Genomic DNA, 16,380 nt, shown 5'->3' with positions numbered 1-16,380 from the left:
TTGCGCGCCGTGCCTTCAGTGTCCCTTCAGCGTTGCAGGAAGGCCGGTACGCCGCGCCCTTGCGAGGCCAGGAACCGCATCATCGGATCGACCACCGCGCGCACCGCGGGCCGGTCGCCCACGCGCGTGCGCCAGGCCAGCAGGCGCGGGGTGGCATCGGTCATGCCGGCACCCTTGCGGTCGGCGAACACGCAGGCCATGTAGAAGGCGATGTCGGCGAAGGAGTAGGGGCCGGCGATGTACTCGCGCGTGGCGAGCAGGCCTTCCATGTCGTCGTAGAAGCGCGCGCAACCGGCGCAGGCTGCGATCGCGGGGGCGCTCTGCATGGCCTCCTGCAGGCCGAAGAGCTTGATGACGTTAGGGAAGAAGACCTCGTCGGACTTCTGCTCCAGCTGCCGGGCGCGCGCCCGGTCGGCAATGCCCGCGGGCCACAGCGCGGGGCTGGGATAGCGGTCTTCCAGGTACTCGAAGATCTGCGTCGAGTCGAAGAGCGACACCTCGTCGTCGACCAGCACGGGCACCTGCTGCTTGACCGGGTTGACCCGAAGCACCTCGGGGTGCTTGGGCTCGTAGGCGTCGCCTTCGATGAAAGGCACCATGACCAGTTCGAAGGGCACGCCTTTCTCGCGTGCCGCGATCTCGACCTTGGCGCCGAACATGCTGAGGGGACCGGAGTAGATGTGAGTCGTCATGGTCCCCGACTTCACCAGAAATGGCGCTTCAGGTCGAGCCCCAGACCTCCTGCGCCGTCTCGACCACCAGGCGCAGCTTGTTGCGCTGCGCTTCCACCGCGATGTTGTTGCCGTGCACGGTGCTGGAGAAGCCGCACTGCGGCGACAGCGCGAGCTGGTCGAGCGAGGCGTACTTGCTCGCTTCCTCGATGCGGCGCTTGAGTTCGTCCTTGTCTTCCATCTCGCCGAACTTGGTGGTCACGAGGCCGAGCACCACGGTCTTGCCCTTGGGCAGGTAGCGCAGCGGCTTGAAGTCGCCCGAGCGGGCGTCGTCGTATTCCATGAAGTAGGCGTCGAGGTCCATCTCCTTGAGCAGCGCCTCGGCAACGGGCTCGTAGTTGCCGGCAGCTGCGTGCGTGCTCTTGAAGTTGCCGCGGCACAGGTGCATGGCCAGCAGCATGCCCGGCGGCTTCTGCGCCACCACCTTGTTGATGAAGGCTGCATAACGGTGCGGCAGCTCGTTCGGATCGTCGCCGCGCTTGCGGGCGGCTTCGCGCATGTGCTCGTCGCACAGGTAGGCGAGGTTGGTGTCGTCCATCTGCACGTAGGTGCAGCCGGCGGCGGCCAGCGAGCGCAGCTCGTCGCCGTAGGCCTTGGCCACGTCGTCGTAGAAGGTCGGGTCGAGCTCGGGGTAGGCCTCCTTGCTGATGCCGGCGCGGCCGCCGCGGAAGTGCAGCATGGTCGGCGAGGGGATCGTCACCTTCGGCGTGCGGCCGGCCGAGACCTGGCTCTTGAGGTACTGGAAGTCGGCGAGCTGGATGTCCTTGACGTGGCGCACCTTGTCCAGCACGCGCATCGCTGGCGGAGCGAGTTCCTCGGTGCCGTCGGGCTTGCGGATGGTGACAGGAATGTCGGTCTTCACGCCGCCGAGCTGGTCGAGGAAGTCGATGTGGAAGTAGGTGCGGCGGAACTCGCCGTCCGTGATGCTCTTCAGGCCGATGTCTTCCTGGAACCGGACGATCTCGGTGATCGCCTTGTCCTCGACGAGGCGAAGCTGCTCGGGCGTGATCTCGCCCTTGGCCTTCTGCTCGCGGGCTTCGAGCAGGTATTTGGGGCGCAGGAAACTGCCCACGTGGTCGTAGCGGGCGGGCAAGGCGGCGTGCTGTGACATGGATGACTCCGTCGTGATCTTGGGGAATGAGCGGAACATCGTATCGCCTTCAAAACACCGATGCCTGTATACAGATATCTCGGTGTTTACCCTCGAATGGCTGCTAAATGGTGGAATTCTCAGGATTTCTGTATACATTGAGTATTCATGAAAACGCCCACGACAGCCTTTCCCCTGAACGCCTGGTACGCAGCCGCCTACGACGTCGAAGTGCGCCACGCCCTGTTGCCGCGCACCATCTGCAACCAGAAAGTGGTGCTGTTCCGCCGCACCGACGGGCAGGTTGCCGTGCTCGAAGACGCCTGCTGGCACCGGCTGATGCCGCTGTCGCTGGGCCGCCTGGAGGGCGACGAACTGGTCTGCGGCTATCACGGTCTCGTCTACAACAGCCAGGGCCGCTGTACGCACATGCCCAGCCAGGAAACGCTGAACCCCTCGGCTTGCGTGCGCAGCTTTCCGGCAGTGGAAAAGCACCGCTTCGTGTGGATCTGGCCCGGCGACCCGGCCAAGGCCGACCCGGCGCTCATCCCCGACATGCACTGGAACGACGACCCCGCCTGGGCCGGCGACGGCAAGATGATCCGCGTCAACTGCGACTACCGCCTCGTGGTCGACAACCTCATGGACTTGACGCACGAGACCTTCGTGCACGGCTCCTCCATCGGCAATCGCGAAGTCGCCGAGGCACCCTTCGTCGCCACGCACGGCGACCGCTCGGCCACCGTCACGCGCTGGATGGAGAACATCGATCCGCCGCCGTTCTGGGGCAGCCAGATCCGCCATGCGCGCGGCTACACGGGCAAGGTCGACCGCTGGCAGATCATCCGCTTCGAAGGCCCGTGCACCGTGAACATCGACGTCGGCGTGGCCGAGGCGGGTAGCGGCGCGGTGCCGGGCAACGGCAACCCCGGCGACCGCAGCAAGGGCGTGAACGGCTACGTGCTCAACACCATCACGCCCGAGACCGACAAGACCTGTCTCTACTTCTGGGCCTTCGCGCGCAACTACTGCCTGGGCGAGCAGCGCCTCACGCACGAGCTGCGCGAGGGCGTGTCGGGCATCTTCCGCGAAGACGAGCTCGTGCTCGAGGCGCAGCAGAAGGCCATCGACGAGCACCCCGACCACCAGTTCTACAACCTCAACATCGACGCCGGCTCCATGTGGGCGCGCAAGCTGATCGATCGCATGGTCGAGAAGGAGAAGCCCGCGCGCGCAGCGATCCCGATCCTGCCAGCCGAGAAGGAGGCCGCGTGAAGGTCGCGGCAGTGTCCAACGCCGCCGAGCCCGGCGACAGCGGCAGTTCGCAGGCCGTGAAGGCGCAGCTGCGGCTGCGCGAGATGATCCTCGCGGGCGAGCTGCCCGGCGGCGCGCGCATTGCCGAGGTGGCGATCTCCGAGCAGCTCGGTGTGTCGCGCACGCCGGTGCGTACCGCGCTGATGCGGCTCGAACAGGAAGGCCTTCTCGAGGCGCTGCCCAACGGCGGCTACGCGGTGCGTACCTTTTCCGAGCGCGACGTGGCCGATGCCATCGAGCTGCGCGGCACGCTCGAAGGCCTGGTGGCCCGGCTCGCCGCCGAGCGCGGCGCAGCCCCGGTGGTACTGCGCGAGGCGCGCGCCTGCCTGCAGCGCATCGACGAGCTGCTGCGCGAGCCCGCGCTCGACGACGCGGCCTTCTCGCGCTACGTGACGCACAACGAGCGCTTCCATGCGCTGCTGTGCGAGATGGCGGGCAGCCCCGTCATCGCGCAGCAGCTGGAGCGCGTGATCAACCTGCCGTTTGCCTCGCCTTCGGGTTTCGTCGTGGTGCAGGCCAATTCGCCAGCCGCGCGCGACATGCTCGTGGTCGCGCAGGACCAGCATGTGCAGGTGCTCGACGCCATCGAGTCCGGCGAGGGCTCGCGCGCCGAGGCGCTGATGCGCGAGCACAGCCGCATCGCGCGGCGCAACCTGCGCGAGGCTTTGCATGGCACGCCCACTGCCGAGCAGCGCCCGCTGCCCGGTGTGCAGCTGATCCGCCGGCGCGGCTGATTTCTTCATTTCTCCTTCGTGTTGTTCTCCCGATGAAAAGCGATCTTCAATGGATGCAGGCGCAGGTCGTCGCACTGCGCGACGTCACGCCCACCGTGCGCGAATTCGAGCTGCGCCCCGAGGGCGGATTCGCCGCCGCCCATGAACCCGGCGCCCACCTGCAAGTGCAGGTGATGACGGCGCAGGGCAGGGTGCAGACCCGCTCGTATTCGCTGGTCGGCGAGGGCGACGGCCAGTGCTGGCGCATCGCCGTCAAGCGCCTCGACGACGGCCGTGGTGGCTCGCTCGCGATGTGGCGGCTGGCCCTGGGCGACCGCCTGCAGGTGAGCGCCCCCCAGAACCACTTTCCGCTCGACCTCTCCGCGCCGGGCTACCTGCTGGTGGCCGGCGGCATTGGCATCACGCCGCTGGTACTGATGGCGCAGCGCCTGGGCGCGCACGCGAAGCGCACCGGCGTGCCGGTGAAGATGCTCTACGGCGCGCGCAACGCGGACGAGTTCGGCTACCTCCCGCATCTGCGCGAAGCGCTGGGTGAAGGCGTCGAGGCGCACGAAGGCGCGGCGCCCATCGACTTCGCCGCCGCCATCGCCGCGCTCCCGCCTGGCGGCCAGCTCTATACCTGCGGCCCGGTGCCGATGCTCGAAGCCGTCAAGCGCGCGTGGCACGCGGCGGGCCGTGCCATCGCGGACCTTCGCTTCGAGACCTTCGGCAGCAGCGGCCGGCTGGCCACGCAGTCTTTCCAGGTGCGCATTCCGCGCCATGACCTGGCCATCACCGTGCCGGCCGACTGCACGCTGCTCGAGGCGCTCGACGCGGCCGGTGTGCAGACGCTTTCCGACTGCAAGCGCGGCGAGTGCGGCCTGTGCGCCATGGACGTGATCTCCGTCGACGGCGAGATCGACCACCGCGACGTGTTCTTGAGCGAGCACGAGAAGAAGTCGACCACGCGCATCTGCGCCTGCGTGTCACGCGCCGTGGGTACGCTCACGCTCGACTCCGCGTACCGCGCCGACAGCTGACCCGCGCGGTCCGAAGGTCGCCTTGCGCGATGATCGCGCAGTTAATTTGTCAATCGCGCAACAAAGGTCAACGACGGTGGCTGGCTAGGTGATTGCCTGCTCCGCCGGATGTTGCAAAGTGTTCAAAATAGCCCCGGTTCGCGTTCCGCCCCTCAAAGGAAAAACATGCAAAGACGCCATCTCATCCAGACCGCCGCGCTGTCGGCACTTGCGCTTTCGATGTCGCTGGCCAGCGCCCAGGACAACAAGTTCAAGATCGGCCTGATCCTTCCGATGACGGGCCAGTCGGCCTCCACGGGCCGCCAGATCGAAGCCGCCGCGCGCCTGTACATGGCCCAGAACGGCGACACCGTGGCCGGCAAGAAGGTGGAGCTGATCGTCAAGGACGACACCGGCCTGCCCGACGTGACCAAGCGCCTCGCGCAGGAGCTGGTGGTGAACGACAAGGTCAACGTGCTGGCCGGCTTCGGCCTGACGCCGCTGGCCCTTGCGGTGGCGCCCATCGCCACCCAGTCGAAGACGCCCGAGGTCGTGATGGCTGCCGCCACGTCGAGCATCACCGAGGCATCGCCCTACATCATCCGTTCGAGCTTCACGCTGCCGCAGGTGTCGGTCGCCATGGGCGACTGGGCGCCGAAGAACGGCGTGAAGACGGTCGTCACGCTGGTGGCCGACTACGGCCCGGGCAACGACGCCGAGAAGTTCTTCACCGAGCGCTTCCAGCTCAACGGCGGCAAGGTGCTCGACAAGCTGCGCGTGCCGCTGCGCAACCCCGACTTCGCTCCCTTCCTGCAGAAGGTGCGCGACGTGAAGCCCGACGCGCTGTTCGTCTTCGTGCCCTCGGGCGCGGGCGCCGCGGTGATGAAGCAGTTCCTCGAGCGCGGCATGGACAAGGCCGGCATCAAGATGATCGCCACCGGCGACGTGACCGACGACGACCAGCTCAACGACATGGGCGACGGCGCGCTGGGCGTGGTCACCTCGCACCACTACTCGGCGGCGCACCCCTCGGCGATGAACAAGAAGTTCGTCGAGGCCTTCGAGAAGGCCAACCCCAAGATGCGCCCCAACTTCATGGCCGTGGGCGGCTATGACGGCATGCGCGTGATCTACGAGGCGCTCAAGACCACCAAGGGCCAGGGCGGCGGCGAGGCGCTGCTGGCGGCCATGAAGGGCCAGGTCTTCGAGAGCCCGCGCGGCCCGGTGCTGATCGATGCGCAGACGCGCGACATCGTGCAGGACGTGTACCTGCGCAAGGTCGAGAAGAAGGACGGGCAGCTCTACAACGTCGAGTTCGATGTGATCAAGGGCGTGAAGGACCCGGGCAAAGCAAAATAAAAAAAATAGCTCGCCCCCAGGCTGCGCGCACTTCGTGTCGCTTCGCCAACCCCCTTCTGGGGGCAACACCTGAGGCCCGGCAAAGCCGGTTCCTCGGTGTTTCGCGAAGAGACCGCAAGGCGCGGCCCGTGTTTGAGTAGCTGACATGTTGACCATCCTTTTCGACGGCATCGCCTACGGCATGCTGCTCTTCGTGCTCGCCGTCGGGCTTGCCGTGACGTTGGGCCTGATGAACTTCATCAACCTCGCGCACGGCGCCTTCGCCATGGCGGGCGGCTATCTCACGGTGTTCGCGATGCAGAAGCTGGGCGTGCCGTTCCTGGCCTGCCTGCCGCTCGCGTTCATCGTCGTCGCGCTGGCCGGCGCGCTGCTGGAGCGCACGCTCTACCGGCCGATGTACGGCAAGCCGCACCTCGACCAGGTGCTCTTTTCCATCGGCCTGGCCTTCATGGCGGTGGCGGCCGTCGACTACTTCGTGGGCTCGTCGCAGCAGAACGTGCAGCTGCCCGAGTGGCTGCGCGGGCGCACCGAGATCGGTGACGGCGCGCTGCTGCTGGGCATGGGGCACTACCGGCTGTTCATCATCGGCGTGTGCGCGGTGCTCACGGTGGTGCTGCAGCTCATCCTCTCCAAGACGCGCTTCGGCAGCCGGCTGCGCGCCGCGGTCGACGACCCGCGCGTGGCGGCGGGGCTGGGCATCAACGTGAATATCGTGTTCCTGCTGACCTTCGCGGTGGGGTCGGGGCTCGCGGGGCTGGGCGGTGCGCTGGGCGCCGAGATCCTGGGGCTCGACCCGACCTTCCCGCTCAAGTACATGATCTATTTCCTGATCGTGGTCTCGGTCGGCGGCACCTCGTCGATCACCGGGCCGCTCGCGGCGGCGCTGCTGCTGGGCATCGCCGACGTGGCGGGCAAGTACTTCATTCCGAAGATGGGCGCGTTCACCGTCTACCTGCTGATGATCCTGATCCTGATGTGGCGGCCCCAGGGCCTGTTCACGCGCAAAGGGGGCCGCTGAATGAGCACGCCTCCCGTCGTTGCCGATTTCCAGTCGGCTCTGCTGCGCAAGGCGCGCTGGCGTCCGATCGAGTTCGTCGTCTGGGCCGCGGCTTTCGCGCTGCCGCTCGTGATGCCCTCGCACTCGCTGCTGGTCAACGAGATCGCCATCGTCGCGCTGTTCGCGATGTCGCTGGACCTGATCCTGGGCTACACCGGCATCGTGTCGCTGGGCCATGCCGCCTTCTTCGGCTTCGGCGCGTATGCGGCGGCGCTGTTCGCCAAGCTCGTGATGCCTGACCCGACCGTCGGCCTGCTGGTCGCGATCGTGCTGTCTGCCCTGCTGGGCCTCGTGGCCAGCGTGACGATCCTGCGCGGCAGCGACCTCACGCGGCTGATGGTCACGCTGGGCACCGCGCTGCTGCTGCTCGAACTCGCCAACAAGCTCGACTGGCTCACCGGCGGTGCCGACGGCCTGCAGGGCGTGGTGATGGGGCCGGTGCTCGGCATGTTCGAGTTCGACCTGTACGGCCGCACAGCCGCCTGGTATTCGCTGGCGGTGATGCTGGTGCTGTTCCTCGTGATGCGCCGCCTCGTGCATTCGCCCTTCGGCGCCACGCTGAAGGCCATCCGCGACAACCGGCTACGCGCCATGGCGATCGGCATCCCGGTGGTGTCGCGGCTCGTGGTGATCTACACCGTGGCGGCCGGCATCGCCGGCGCGGCGGGCGCGCTGCTGGCGCAGACCACCGGCTTCGCCTCGCTCGACGTGCTTGCCTTCGACCGTTCGGCCGACGTGTTGCTGATGCTGGTCATCGGCGGCGTGGGCTGGCTCTATGGCGGCGTGGCGGGCGCCATCGTGTTCAAGCTGCTGCAGACCTGGCTGTCGGCCGTGACGCCTCAGTACTGGATGTTCTGGATCGGCCTGATCCTCGTGCTGCTGGTGCTCGTGGGGCGCGACCGCCTGCTGAAGCCGTGGACGTGGTTCGGCACGAGCAAGGGCAAGAAGGGCGGTGCGGCATGACCGACACCGTGCTTTCCACCCATGGCCTCGTGATGCGCTTCGGCGGCATCACGGCCACCAACAACGTGACGATGGAGCTCAAGCGTGGCGCACGCCATGCGCTCATCGGCCCCAATGGCGCGGGCAAGACCACGCTCATCAACCAGCTCACGGGCGTGCTCACGCCGACCGAAGGCCGCATCACGCTGCTGGGCGAGGACATCACCTCGCTCGCGCCGCACAAGCGCGTGGCGCGTGGGCTGGTGCGCACCTTCCAGATCAACCAGCTGTTCGACTCGATGACGCCGCTCGAAACGCTGGCGCTCGTGGTGTCGCAGCATCAGGGCATCGGCGCGCAGTGGTGGAAGCCGCTGGGTTCGAGCAAGGTCATCGCCGAGCGTGCGGCGCAGTTGCTGGAGCAGTTCCACCTCAGTGACGTGGCGCAACAGCAGGTTAAGCACCTGGCCTACGGCAAGCGCCGCCTGCTTGAAATCGCCATCGCGCTGGCCTGCGAGCCGCGCGTGCTGCTGCTCGACGAGCCGGTGGCGGGCGTGCCCGCAGGCGAGCGCGAGGAGCTGCTGCAGACCGTGGCCGCGCTGCCGGCCGACGTGTCGGTGCTGCTGATCGAGCACGACATGGACCTGGTGTTCAGCTTCGCCGACCGCATGACGGTGCTGGTCAACGGCACCCTGCTGACCGAAGGCGACCCGGAGACCATCGCCAACGATCCGAAGGTGAAGGAGGTCTATCTGGGCCACGGGGAGAGCGCCCATGTCTGAACTTCTGCGCATCGAGAACCTGAGCGCCGGCTACGGCGAAGCCGTGGTGCTGCACGACGTGGCCTTCTCGCTCGGCGAGGGGCAGACGCTCGCGCTGCTGGGCCGCAATGGCACGGGCAAGACCACGCTGATCAACACGCTCGCGGGTGCCACGCGCCAGCATGGCGGCAGCATCACGCTGGGTGGCCAGCCACTGCACAAGCTCGCGCCGCATCTGCGTGCCGCGGCCGGCATCGGCTGGGTGCCGCAGGAGCGCAACATCTTCAAGTCGCTCACGGTGCACGAGAACCTCACGGCGGTGGAGCGGCCCGGCAAGTGGAATCCGCAGCGCGTGTACGAGATGTTCCCGCGCCTGGCCGAGCGCAAGACCAACCTCGGCACGCAGCTTTCGGGCGGCGAGCAGCAGATGCTGGCCGTGGGCCGCGCGCTGGTGCTCAACCCGAAGCTGCTGCTGCTCGACGAGCCGCTCGAAGGCCTCGCGCCCATCATCGTGGAAGAGCTGCTGCGCGCCATCCGCCGCATCACGCAGGACGAGGGGCTGGCCGCGATCATCGTGGAGCAGCACCCGCAGGCGATCCTCGCGATCTCCGACGAGGCGGTGGTGCTCGACCACGGAACCATCGTCCACACCGACAGCGCGGCGGCGCTGCGCAACCAGCCGCAGGTGCTCGACCGGCTGCTGGGCGTGGCGCGGTAGCGGACACGACAGACAAATAAAGGAGACAGACAGATGGCGACCCCGAAGACAGTGTTCAGCGGGGGCGCCATGCTGGCGACCGTCGCGTTGTTGCTCGCGGCCTGCGGCACCACCACCGGCCCGAAGAGCCTCTCGCTTGGCGGCAATCCGGCGGCGGCCTGCGCGGCCCTCGTTGCGCCGGTGGCCCCCTCGGCGATAGGCTTGCCCAGCGGCGCGGCGACCATCGATTCCGCGACGCTGGTGCCGGCCTCCGCGCTCGCGGTGGCCGAGCGCGGGCCCAGCCCCGCCTCACGCATCACGCCGGCGATGCCCTCGTACTGCAAGGTGCTGGGGCGCATCGCACCTGTCGATGCCAGCGCTCCGCCCATCATGTTCCAGGTCAACCTGCCGCTCGCATGGAACGGGCGCAGCGTGCAGTACGGCGGGGGCGGCTTCAACGGCGTGTTGATCACCGGCCTCTCTCTGGTGCCGGCTGCGCGCTTCGAACTGCCCACGCCGCTGGCGCAGGGCTACGTGACCTACGGCACCGACTCCGGCCACCAGACCGTGGCCGGCCAGCCGCCACAGGCCTTCGCGCTCAACGACGAGGCGCTGGTCAACTTTGCCCACGCCTCGTACAAGAAGGTGCGCGACGTGGCCGTGGCGCTGATGCAGCGTGCCTACGGGCAGGCGCCGCAGAAGCTGTACTTCATGGGCAGCTCCGAAGGCGGGCGCGAGGCGCTCACGATGGCGCAGCGCTATCCGCAGGACTTCGACGGCATCTTCAGCCGCGTGCCCGTGATCAACTGGACGGGGCTGCAGCACGCCGGCACGCGCAACGGCATCGCCACCTTCGGCGAGGGCTGGCTGCGGCCGGCGCAGGTGCAGCTGGTGCACGACGCGGTGCTCGCGTCGTGCGACGCGGCGGACGGCGTGGCCGATCGCATCGTGTCGAACCCGGTGGCCTGCCTGCAGCGCTTCGACCCGGCCACGCTGCGCTGCGCGGCGGGCACGAGCGGCGACAACTGCCTCAACGACGCGCAGGTGCAGGCAGTGCGCACGCTGCGCACGCCGTGGCGTGCGCCGGTACCGCTGGCCAACGGCATCAACGAGTACCCCGGCTGGGGCATCGGCGGCGAGGCGACGCCGGCCTTCGCCTCGATGGGCGGCTGGAACGCATGGTGGACCGGCGCTGCCGCCCCGACCGTGCCGCCGCAGCCCAGCAACGGCATCGCGTGGTTCTACGGCAGCGGCGCGCTGCAGTATTTCTACGCGCGCAATCCCTCGCTCGACGTGCGCAACTACCGTGCGGAAGACTACGCCGCGCGCATCGCCACCGTGTCGCAGCTCATGGATTCGACCAACCCCGACCTGAGCGCATTCAACGCCCGCGGCGGCAAGCTGCTGATGCTGGAGCACATGGCCGACTACGCGCAGAGCCCTTTCGCCGGCATCCGCTACTACGAGTCGGTGGTCGCGCGCCTGGGCCGCGACAACGTGGACCGCTTCATGCGCCTGTACACCGCTCCCGGCGTCGACCACGTGGGAAGCGGCGCGCCGGCCAATGTCGACATGCTCGGCGCGCTGGCCGACTGGGTCGAGCGCGGCAAGGCGCCGGGCGGCCTGCAACTGGTGGAGCAGGAGGTGCAGCCGCCATTCAAGGTGACGCGTGCGCGTCCGCTGTGCGAATGGCCGATGTGGCCGCGCTACGTGAGCGGCGATGCCTCGCAGGCGGCGAGCTTCCAGTGCAGCAGGTAGCGGAGCGAAGGTTCTAGATGGCGCAGCCGTGCGGCCCGCATGCGGGCGGCTCTGCCGAAGAAGACTGCGACGGTGCGACGAACGCGCCGAGTTGAGCCTTCCACTCGTCCGCACGGCCGAGCCACGGGCCGATGTCGATGCGGCTTGCGGTGCCCTCGGGCTGTGCCAGCACGAAGGTCGGAAAGCCCTGGCCACCCGCGCGTTGCAGGAACTGGCGGCTCTGCGCGATGTGGCGCGCGGTCGCTTCCCCCGACTCTCGCTCGAAGGCCGATGCGAAGGCTCCGGCATCGAAGCCGAGCTCGCCGGCGATCGCCTTCAGCACCTCCACGTCGGCGATGCGTCGGCCCTCGACGTAATGCGCCTGCTGCAGGCGATGGATCATGTCCAGCCCGCCACCCGGGCGCAGCGACTCGGCCGCGAGGATGGCGGTGGTCGGCGGTTCGGAATCCATCACCGCGCCGGTGTCGCGCAGCAGTCCTTCGAAATAGCGTTCGCCGAAGGGCTGGCCCGTCATCTCGGCGATGCGGTGGTCGTGCGGCATCACGTAGTCGCGCCATTGCGGCGTGATCGAGCGGCGGTTGGCGCCGGTCATCATGCCGCCGCCGTGGAACTCGACCTTCAGGCCCGGCACTTCGCGCGCTGCGTCGACCAGCGGCGCGGCGGCGTAGCACCAGCCGCACAGCGGATCGAAGATGTAGTGAAGGGTGGCATTGCCACTCATTGCGGCCATTTCATTTCTCCCTTGATGACCTTCGCGCCGAGTTCCAGCGACGAGGCGTCTTCCAGCTTGGGGTAGCGCTTCTTCATCGCGGCGATGAGGGCGGCGGAGTCCTTGGCCTTGGTCGCTTCGACTTCGAAGGCCTTCAGGTAGTCGCGCGTGAACTTCACCGATGCGACGGTGTACGGCGCCGAGCCGTTGGCGTTCGGCAGGTAGTGGCCGGGCACGACCGTCTTGGGATGCAGCGCCTCGATGCGGCCCAGCGTCTTGATCCAGTCGCGGCGCGATTCGGGCGTCTGCGTGTCGGCCACCCACACGTGGATGTTGGCCGAGACGGGAATGCCGCCGACCACCGCCTTCAGCGAGGGAATCCACGCGAAGCTGCGTTCGGGCGTGGGGCCGTCGAGTCCGACGACCTGGATCTTGCGGCCTTCGAGTTCGATGCTGTCGCCGGCCAGCGGCTGCGGCACGACCAGCGCCTTGGGCGCGTTGTCCTTCAGGATCGGGCCCCAGTGCGCGAGCTTGCCGTCCTTCGAGGCCTGGATGGCGGCCACGGTCTGCGGCGTGGCGACGATCTTCGCTTCGGGGAAGGCGGCCTGGATCACGTCGAGGCCGAAGTAGTAGTCGGGGTCGCTGTGGCTGATGTAGACCGTGGTGAGCTTCTTGCCCGTGGCCTTGATCTTCTGCACCAGCGCTTCGGCGTCGTTGCGCTGGAACTGCGCGTCGATCAGCACTGCGTCGGTCTGGCCGGTGACGATCTCCGAGGAGACCGGGAACATCGACTTGGCGCCCGGGTTGTATACGTCGAGCTTGAGCGGCTGCGCGGCTTGCGCGGCGAGGGGCGCCAGGCTCAGGGTGACGGTGAGGGCGGCGGCGGAAAGGAGGGCTCTGCGGAACATGGCGGTGGTCTTTCTGTGCGTGACGTAAGGGTGTGACAGCGCTGGATGTTTCGAATATTAGGTTGCGTGAATCGAAACAAAAACCCGATCGTTCACAACGAATAGTTTCTGATTCCGGTCGAATAGACGAGCCAAAGCCTCAATCCGAAGCACGCCGTTCCAGGTGCGCCACCAGCAGCTGGGCAGACGGCGACAGCGCCGCCTCGCCACGGAAGCAGATCGCAAAGCGCCGCCGCGCCCATACATCGGTGAGCGGCATCAGCCGCAGCCCGAAGGCGTCGGCGAAGGGCCGCGCCACTTCCGCCGGCACCACGCTGATCGCCAGCCCGGCGCGCACCACGCGCAGCGCCGCGTCGAAGTTGGACACCAGCACCCTGTACACCAGCGGCTTGCCGGCCACCGCCGCCTCGCGCGCCAGCATCAACTGCACCGCACTGAGCGCGGGCATGCCGACGAATTCATGGTCGAGCACCTGCTCGAAGCGCACGCTCTCGCACTGCGCCACCGGGTGCGACGGATGCGCCACGATGGCGAGGTGGTCGCTGCGGTAGTCGCGCCGCTCCAGACCCTCCAGGTCGGCCGCATCCCAGCACAGGCCGATGGAGGCGCTGCCCTCGCGGATGCCGCGCACGATCTCCGGGCTCACGCGCTCTTCCATGTCGACGCGGATGTTGCGGTGGGCCGGGTCCTGCAGGAAGTCGGCCACGTCCTCGGCCAGCGACTCGGCCATGACCGAGGCAGAAGCCAGGATGCGCACATGTCCGCGCACGCCGCCGGCATAAGCCGCCATGTCGCGCTCGATGCGGTTCACGCTGCCGAGCATCGCGCGGGCGTGCTCCAGCAGGGTTTCGCCGGCAGGGGTGGGCACCACGCCCCGGCGCTTGCGCAGCAGCAGCGGCGTGCCGACGGTTTCTTCCAGCTGGGCCAGCCGCTTGCTGATGGCCGATCCGACGATGCTGGCCTGCTCGCCGGCGCGCGCGATGCTGCGCGTCTCGCAGACGGCGACGAAGAGGCGCAGGGTGGTCAGGTCGAGGTCTCTCATGGTGTTCCGTTCTGGAATCAGATGGCTTCCAAAATATACCTTCTGGATCGAGTCGGAACTTCTAACATCCGCTCCGTAACACCCTCACGACGGAGACAAAGTCTTGATTCACGCCTTCCTGCCGCCGCGCGCGGTCGTCCGCGAAGTGGGCCTGCGCGACGGCCTCCAGAGCATCGCCCGCGTGCTGCCCACCGAACGCAAGCTCGAATGGATACGCGATGCGCATGCCGCCGGGCAGCGCGAGATCGAGGTCGGCTCCTTCGTGCCGGCGCACCTGCTGCCGCAGCTGGCCGACACGGCCGAGTTGCTGGCCTACGCGAAGACGCTGCCGGGTCTTTTCGCCTCGGTGCTGGTGCCCAACCTCAAGGGGGCCGAGCGGGCCATCGCAGGTGAGGCCGATCTGATGGTCGTGCCGCTTTCCGCCAGCCACGCGCACAGCCTCGCCAACCTGCGCAAGACACCCGACGAGGTGGTGGCCGAGGTCGGCCGCATCCGCGCGGCGCGCGACGCGGCGGGCTCGAAGACGCTGATCGACGGTGGCGTGGGTACGGCCTTCGGTTGCACGCTGCAGGGCCACGTCGATGCCGAAGAGGTGCTGCGGCTGATGCAGGCGCTGCTCGATGCCGGCGCCGACCGCGTGAGCCTCGCCGACACCGTCGGCTATGCCGATCCGGCGATGGTGCGCAGCCTGTTCGAGCGCGCCCTGCGCATCGCGGGCGACCGGCTCTGGTGCGGCCATTTCCACGACACGCGCGGCATGGGACTCGCGAATGCGTACGCCGCGCTCGAAGTCGGCATCACGCGCTTCGATGCCTGCCTGGCCGGCATCGGCGGCTGCCCGCATGCGCCCGGCGCCAGCGGCAACGTCGATACCGAGGACCTTGTCTTCATGCTCGAGAGCATGGGCGTCGCCACCGGTGTCGACCTGCCGAAGCTGCTCGACCTGCGTCGTCGCGTGGCGGGCTGGCTCGAAGGCGAGACGCTGCAGGGCACGGTGTGGCGCGCGGGCTTTCCGAAGACATTCACGGCCATGGAAGGCGTCGCAGCATGAGCACGGCAAGCAGCGAGGAAAAGCGCCTGCCGCTCACCGGCATCCGCGTTGTCGAATTCACGCACATGGTGATGGGCCCGACCTGCGGCATGGTGCTCGCGGACCTGGGCGCGGAGGTCATCAAGGTCGAACCCATCGAGGGCGACCGCACGCGGCACCTGCTGGGCGCTGGCGCGGGCTTCTTCCCGATGTTCAACCGCAACAAGAAGAGCATCGCGCTCGACCTGCGGCATCCGCAGGGGCTGGAGGCCGCGCTGCGGCTGTGCGTCACGGCCGACGTGGTGGCGCAGAACTTCAAGCCTGGCACCATGGACAAGTACGGCCTGGGCCATGCCGCATTGAGCAAGCTCAACCCGCGCCTCGTCTACGTGAACCACACGGGCTTCCTGCCCGGCCCCTACGAGCACCGCACCGCGCTCGACGAGGTGGTGCAGATGATGGGCGGGCTGGCCTACATGACGGGCCGCCCCGGCGATCCGCTGCGCGCCGGCACCAGCGTGAACGACATCATGGGCGGCATGTTCGGCGCCATCGGCGCGATCGCCGCGCTCATGCAGCGTGTCGAGACCGGCAAGGGGCAGGAGGTGAAGTCGGCGCTGTTCGAGAACAACGTGTTCCTGGTCGGCCAGCACATGCTGCAGTACGCGATCACCGGCGAGGCGGCGGCGCCAATGCCCGAGCGCATCTCGGCCTGGGCGCTGTACGACGTGTTCACCGTGAAGGATGGCGAGCAGATCTTCCTGGCGGCGGTGAGCGACGCGCAGTGGAAAACCTTCTGCGAGGCACTGGGCTTCGATGACCTGAAGGCCGACCCGGCGCTGCGCACCAACAACGACCGCGTGCGCCTGCGGCCCACGCTGCTGGCCGATTTGCGCGAACGGCTGGCTGGTCGTTCGGCGGCGGAGCTGTCGGCGATCTTCGAGGCCAGCGGACTGCCGTTCGCGCCGATCACGCGGCCCGAGGACCTGTACGCCGATCCGCATCTCAAGGCCACGGGCGGGCTCGCGGACATCCGCCTGCCCGATGGCGAGCGCGCTGGAGAGACCGCGCAGACGACGCTGTTCCCGATCACGCTCGACGGCGAACGCCTGGGCGTGCGACTGCATCCGCCGACGCTGGGCGAACACACCCGCGAGCTGCTGGCCGAACTGGGCTATGCGCGCGAACAGGTCGACGCGTTGCACGCCGAGTCGGCGGTGGCCTGATCGAAGCGATTTTTCAAAACCATAAAG

At 68.0% G+C, this 16,380-nt stretch carries 15 protein-coding genes and 1 pseudogene; 11 read left to right on the top strand and 5 right to left on the bottom strand.

What is annotated here, in order from left to right; genetic code table 11:
* Positions 1-26: 26 nt before the first annotated feature.
* Both EJO71_RS26620 and EJO71_RS26615 read right to left on the bottom strand, forming a co-directional pair.
* On the bottom strand, positions 27-692 hold the full coding sequence (locus EJO71_RS26620; RefSeq protein ID WP_125951658.1) for a glutathione S-transferase family protein: 666 nt from the start codon (positions 690-692) through the stop codon (positions 27-29).
* A gap of 28 nt (positions 693-720) precedes the next feature.
* A complete protein-coding gene (locus EJO71_RS26615; protein WP_125951657.1) occupies positions 721-1,842 on the bottom strand; it encodes a 5-methyltetrahydropteroyltriglutamate--homocysteine S-methyltransferase in 1,122 nt (373 codons plus the stop codon).
* 147 nt (positions 1,843-1,989) lie between these two features.
* On the opposite strand from EJO71_RS26615, the gene EJO71_RS26610 reads away from it, so the two are divergent.
* The 9 genes from EJO71_RS26610 (at position 1,990) to EJO71_RS26570 (ending at position 11,438) form a co-directional block, all read left to right on the top strand.
* Complete coding sequence (locus EJO71_RS26610; RefSeq protein ID WP_125951656.1) at positions 1,990-3,096, top strand: aromatic ring-hydroxylating dioxygenase subunit alpha; 1,107 nt, start codon at positions 1,990-1,992, stop codon at positions 3,094-3,096.
* On the top strand, positions 3,093-3,869 hold the full coding sequence (locus tag EJO71_RS26605; protein ID WP_171022524.1) for a GntR family transcriptional regulator: 777 nt from the start codon (positions 3,093-3,095) through the stop codon (positions 3,867-3,869). The genes EJO71_RS26610 and EJO71_RS26605 overlap by 4 nt, the downstream gene beginning before the upstream one ends.
* 32 nt (positions 3,870-3,901) lie before the next feature.
* Complete coding sequence (locus EJO71_RS26600) at positions 3,902-4,888, top strand: PDR/VanB family oxidoreductase (RefSeq protein ID WP_125951655.1); 987 nt, start codon at positions 3,902-3,904, stop codon at positions 4,886-4,888.
* 165 nt (positions 4,889-5,053) lie between these two features.
* Positions 5,054-6,226, top strand: coding sequence for an ABC transporter substrate-binding protein (locus EJO71_RS26595; protein WP_125951654.1), 1,173 nt, complete (start codon positions 5,054-5,056; stop codon positions 6,224-6,226).
* A 145-nt stretch (positions 6,227-6,371) separates the two neighbouring features.
* Positions 6,372-7,244 carry a branched-chain amino acid ABC transporter permease gene (locus EJO71_RS26590; protein WP_125951653.1) on the top strand — a complete coding sequence of 291 codons (873 nt, stop codon included), beginning with the start codon at positions 6,372-6,374 and terminating at the stop codon, positions 7,242-7,244.
* Positions 7,245-8,246 (top strand): branched-chain amino acid ABC transporter permease, encoded by a 1,002-nt coding sequence (locus EJO71_RS26585; RefSeq protein ID WP_125951652.1) that lies wholly within the window; start codon positions 7,245-7,247, stop codon positions 8,244-8,246.
* On the top strand, positions 8,243-9,004 hold the full coding sequence (locus EJO71_RS26580) for an ABC transporter ATP-binding protein (RefSeq protein ID WP_125951651.1): 762 nt from the start codon (positions 8,243-8,245) through the stop codon (positions 9,002-9,004). Before EJO71_RS26585 ends, EJO71_RS26580 begins: the two co-directional genes overlap by 4 nt.
* Entirely contained in the window at positions 8,997-9,701 is a 705-nt protein-coding gene (locus EJO71_RS26575; protein WP_125951650.1) for an ABC transporter ATP-binding protein, read from the top strand. The genes EJO71_RS26580 and EJO71_RS26575 overlap by 8 nt, the downstream gene beginning before the upstream one ends.
* 33 nt (positions 9,702-9,734) lie before the next feature.
* Positions 9,735-11,438, top strand: a complete 1,704-nt coding sequence (locus EJO71_RS26570; RefSeq protein WP_125951649.1) for a tannase/feruloyl esterase family alpha/beta hydrolase — start codon at positions 9,735-9,737, stop codon at positions 11,436-11,438.
* Between the two features lie 13 nt (positions 11,439-11,451).
* Here EJO71_RS26570 and EJO71_RS26565 read toward each other — a convergent pair whose 3' ends face one another.
* The 3 genes and pseudogenes from EJO71_RS26565 to EJO71_RS26555 form a co-directional block, all read right to left on the bottom strand.
* Complete coding sequence (locus EJO71_RS26565; protein WP_125951648.1) at positions 11,452-12,168, bottom strand: DsbA family protein; 717 nt, start codon at positions 12,166-12,168, stop codon at positions 11,452-11,454.
* Positions 12,165-13,055 (bottom strand): annotated as a pseudogene (locus EJO71_RS26560) (MBL fold metallo-hydrolase); the annotation flags it as partial. The gene EJO71_RS26565 and the pseudogene EJO71_RS26560, both read right to left, overlap by 4 nt.
* A 139-nt stretch (positions 13,056-13,194) precedes the next feature.
* Complete coding sequence (locus EJO71_RS26555) at positions 13,195-14,097, bottom strand: LysR family transcriptional regulator (RefSeq protein ID WP_125951646.1); 903 nt, start codon at positions 14,095-14,097, stop codon at positions 13,195-13,197.
* Positions 14,098-14,200: 103 nt separating this feature from the next.
* On the opposite strand from EJO71_RS26555, the gene EJO71_RS26550 reads away from it, so the two are divergent.
* Together EJO71_RS26550 and EJO71_RS26545 are read left to right on the top strand one after the other, a co-directional pair.
* The gene (locus tag EJO71_RS26550) at positions 14,201-15,148 is read left to right on the top strand and encodes a hydroxymethylglutaryl-CoA lyase (RefSeq protein ID WP_125951645.1); all 948 of its coding nucleotides are present in this window, start codon (positions 14,201-14,203) and stop codon (positions 15,146-15,148) included.
* Positions 15,145-16,353 (top strand): CoA transferase, encoded by a 1,209-nt coding sequence (locus EJO71_RS26545; protein ID WP_125951644.1) that lies wholly within the window; start codon positions 15,145-15,147, stop codon positions 16,351-16,353. Before EJO71_RS26550 ends, EJO71_RS26545 begins: the two co-directional genes overlap by 4 nt.
* The last annotated feature ends 27 nt before the right edge of the window (positions 16,354-16,380 follow it).

Origin of the sequence: Variovorax sp. 679, assembly GCF_003952185.1 — a bacterium.
Classification (GTDB): domain Bacteria; phylum Pseudomonadota; class Gammaproteobacteria; order Burkholderiales; family Burkholderiaceae_C; genus Variovorax.
This window is presented reverse-complemented; position numbering and strand designations above follow the sequence as displayed.

Bases quoted from the DNA above. Each gene is read 5' to 3' on its own strand.
- EJO71_RS26620 (WP_125951658.1), bottom strand. From the start codon at position 692: ATGACGACTCACATCTACTCCGGTCCCCTCAGCATGTTCGGCGCCAAG.
- EJO71_RS26615 (WP_125951657.1), bottom strand. From the start codon at position 1,842: ATGTCACAGCACGCCGCCTTGCCCGCCCGCTACGACCACGTGGGCAGT.
- EJO71_RS26610 (WP_125951656.1), top strand. From the start codon at position 1,990: ATGAAAACGCCCACGACAGCCTTTCCCCTGAACGCCTGGTACGCAGCC.
- EJO71_RS26600 (WP_125951655.1), top strand. From the start codon at position 3,902: ATGAAAAGCGATCTTCAATGGATGCAGGCGCAGGTCGTCGCACTGCGC.
- EJO71_RS26595 (WP_125951654.1), top strand. From the start codon at position 5,054: ATGCAAAGACGCCATCTCATCCAGACCGCCGCGCTGTCGGCACTTGCG.
- EJO71_RS26590 (WP_125951653.1), top strand. From the start codon at position 6,372: ATGTTGACCATCCTTTTCGACGGCATCGCCTACGGCATGCTGCTCTTC.
- EJO71_RS26585 (WP_125951652.1), top strand. From the start codon at position 7,245: ATGAGCACGCCTCCCGTCGTTGCCGATTTCCAGTCGGCTCTGCTGCGC.
- EJO71_RS26580 (WP_125951651.1), top strand. From the start codon at position 8,243: ATGACCGACACCGTGCTTTCCACCCATGGCCTCGTGATGCGCTTCGGC.
- EJO71_RS26575 (WP_125951650.1), top strand. From the start codon at position 8,997: ATGTCTGAACTTCTGCGCATCGAGAACCTGAGCGCCGGCTACGGCGAA.
- EJO71_RS26570 (WP_125951649.1), top strand. From the start codon at position 9,735: ATGGCGACCCCGAAGACAGTGTTCAGCGGGGGCGCCATGCTGGCGACC.
- EJO71_RS26565 (WP_125951648.1), bottom strand. From the start codon at position 12,168: ATGGCCGCAATGAGTGGCAATGCCACCCTTCACTACATCTTCGATCCG.
- EJO71_RS26555 (WP_125951646.1), bottom strand. From the start codon at position 14,097: ATGAGAGACCTCGACCTGACCACCCTGCGCCTCTTCGTCGCCGTCTGC.
- EJO71_RS26545 (WP_125951644.1), top strand. From the start codon at position 15,145: ATGAGCACGGCAAGCAGCGAGGAAAAGCGCCTGCCGCTCACCGGCATC.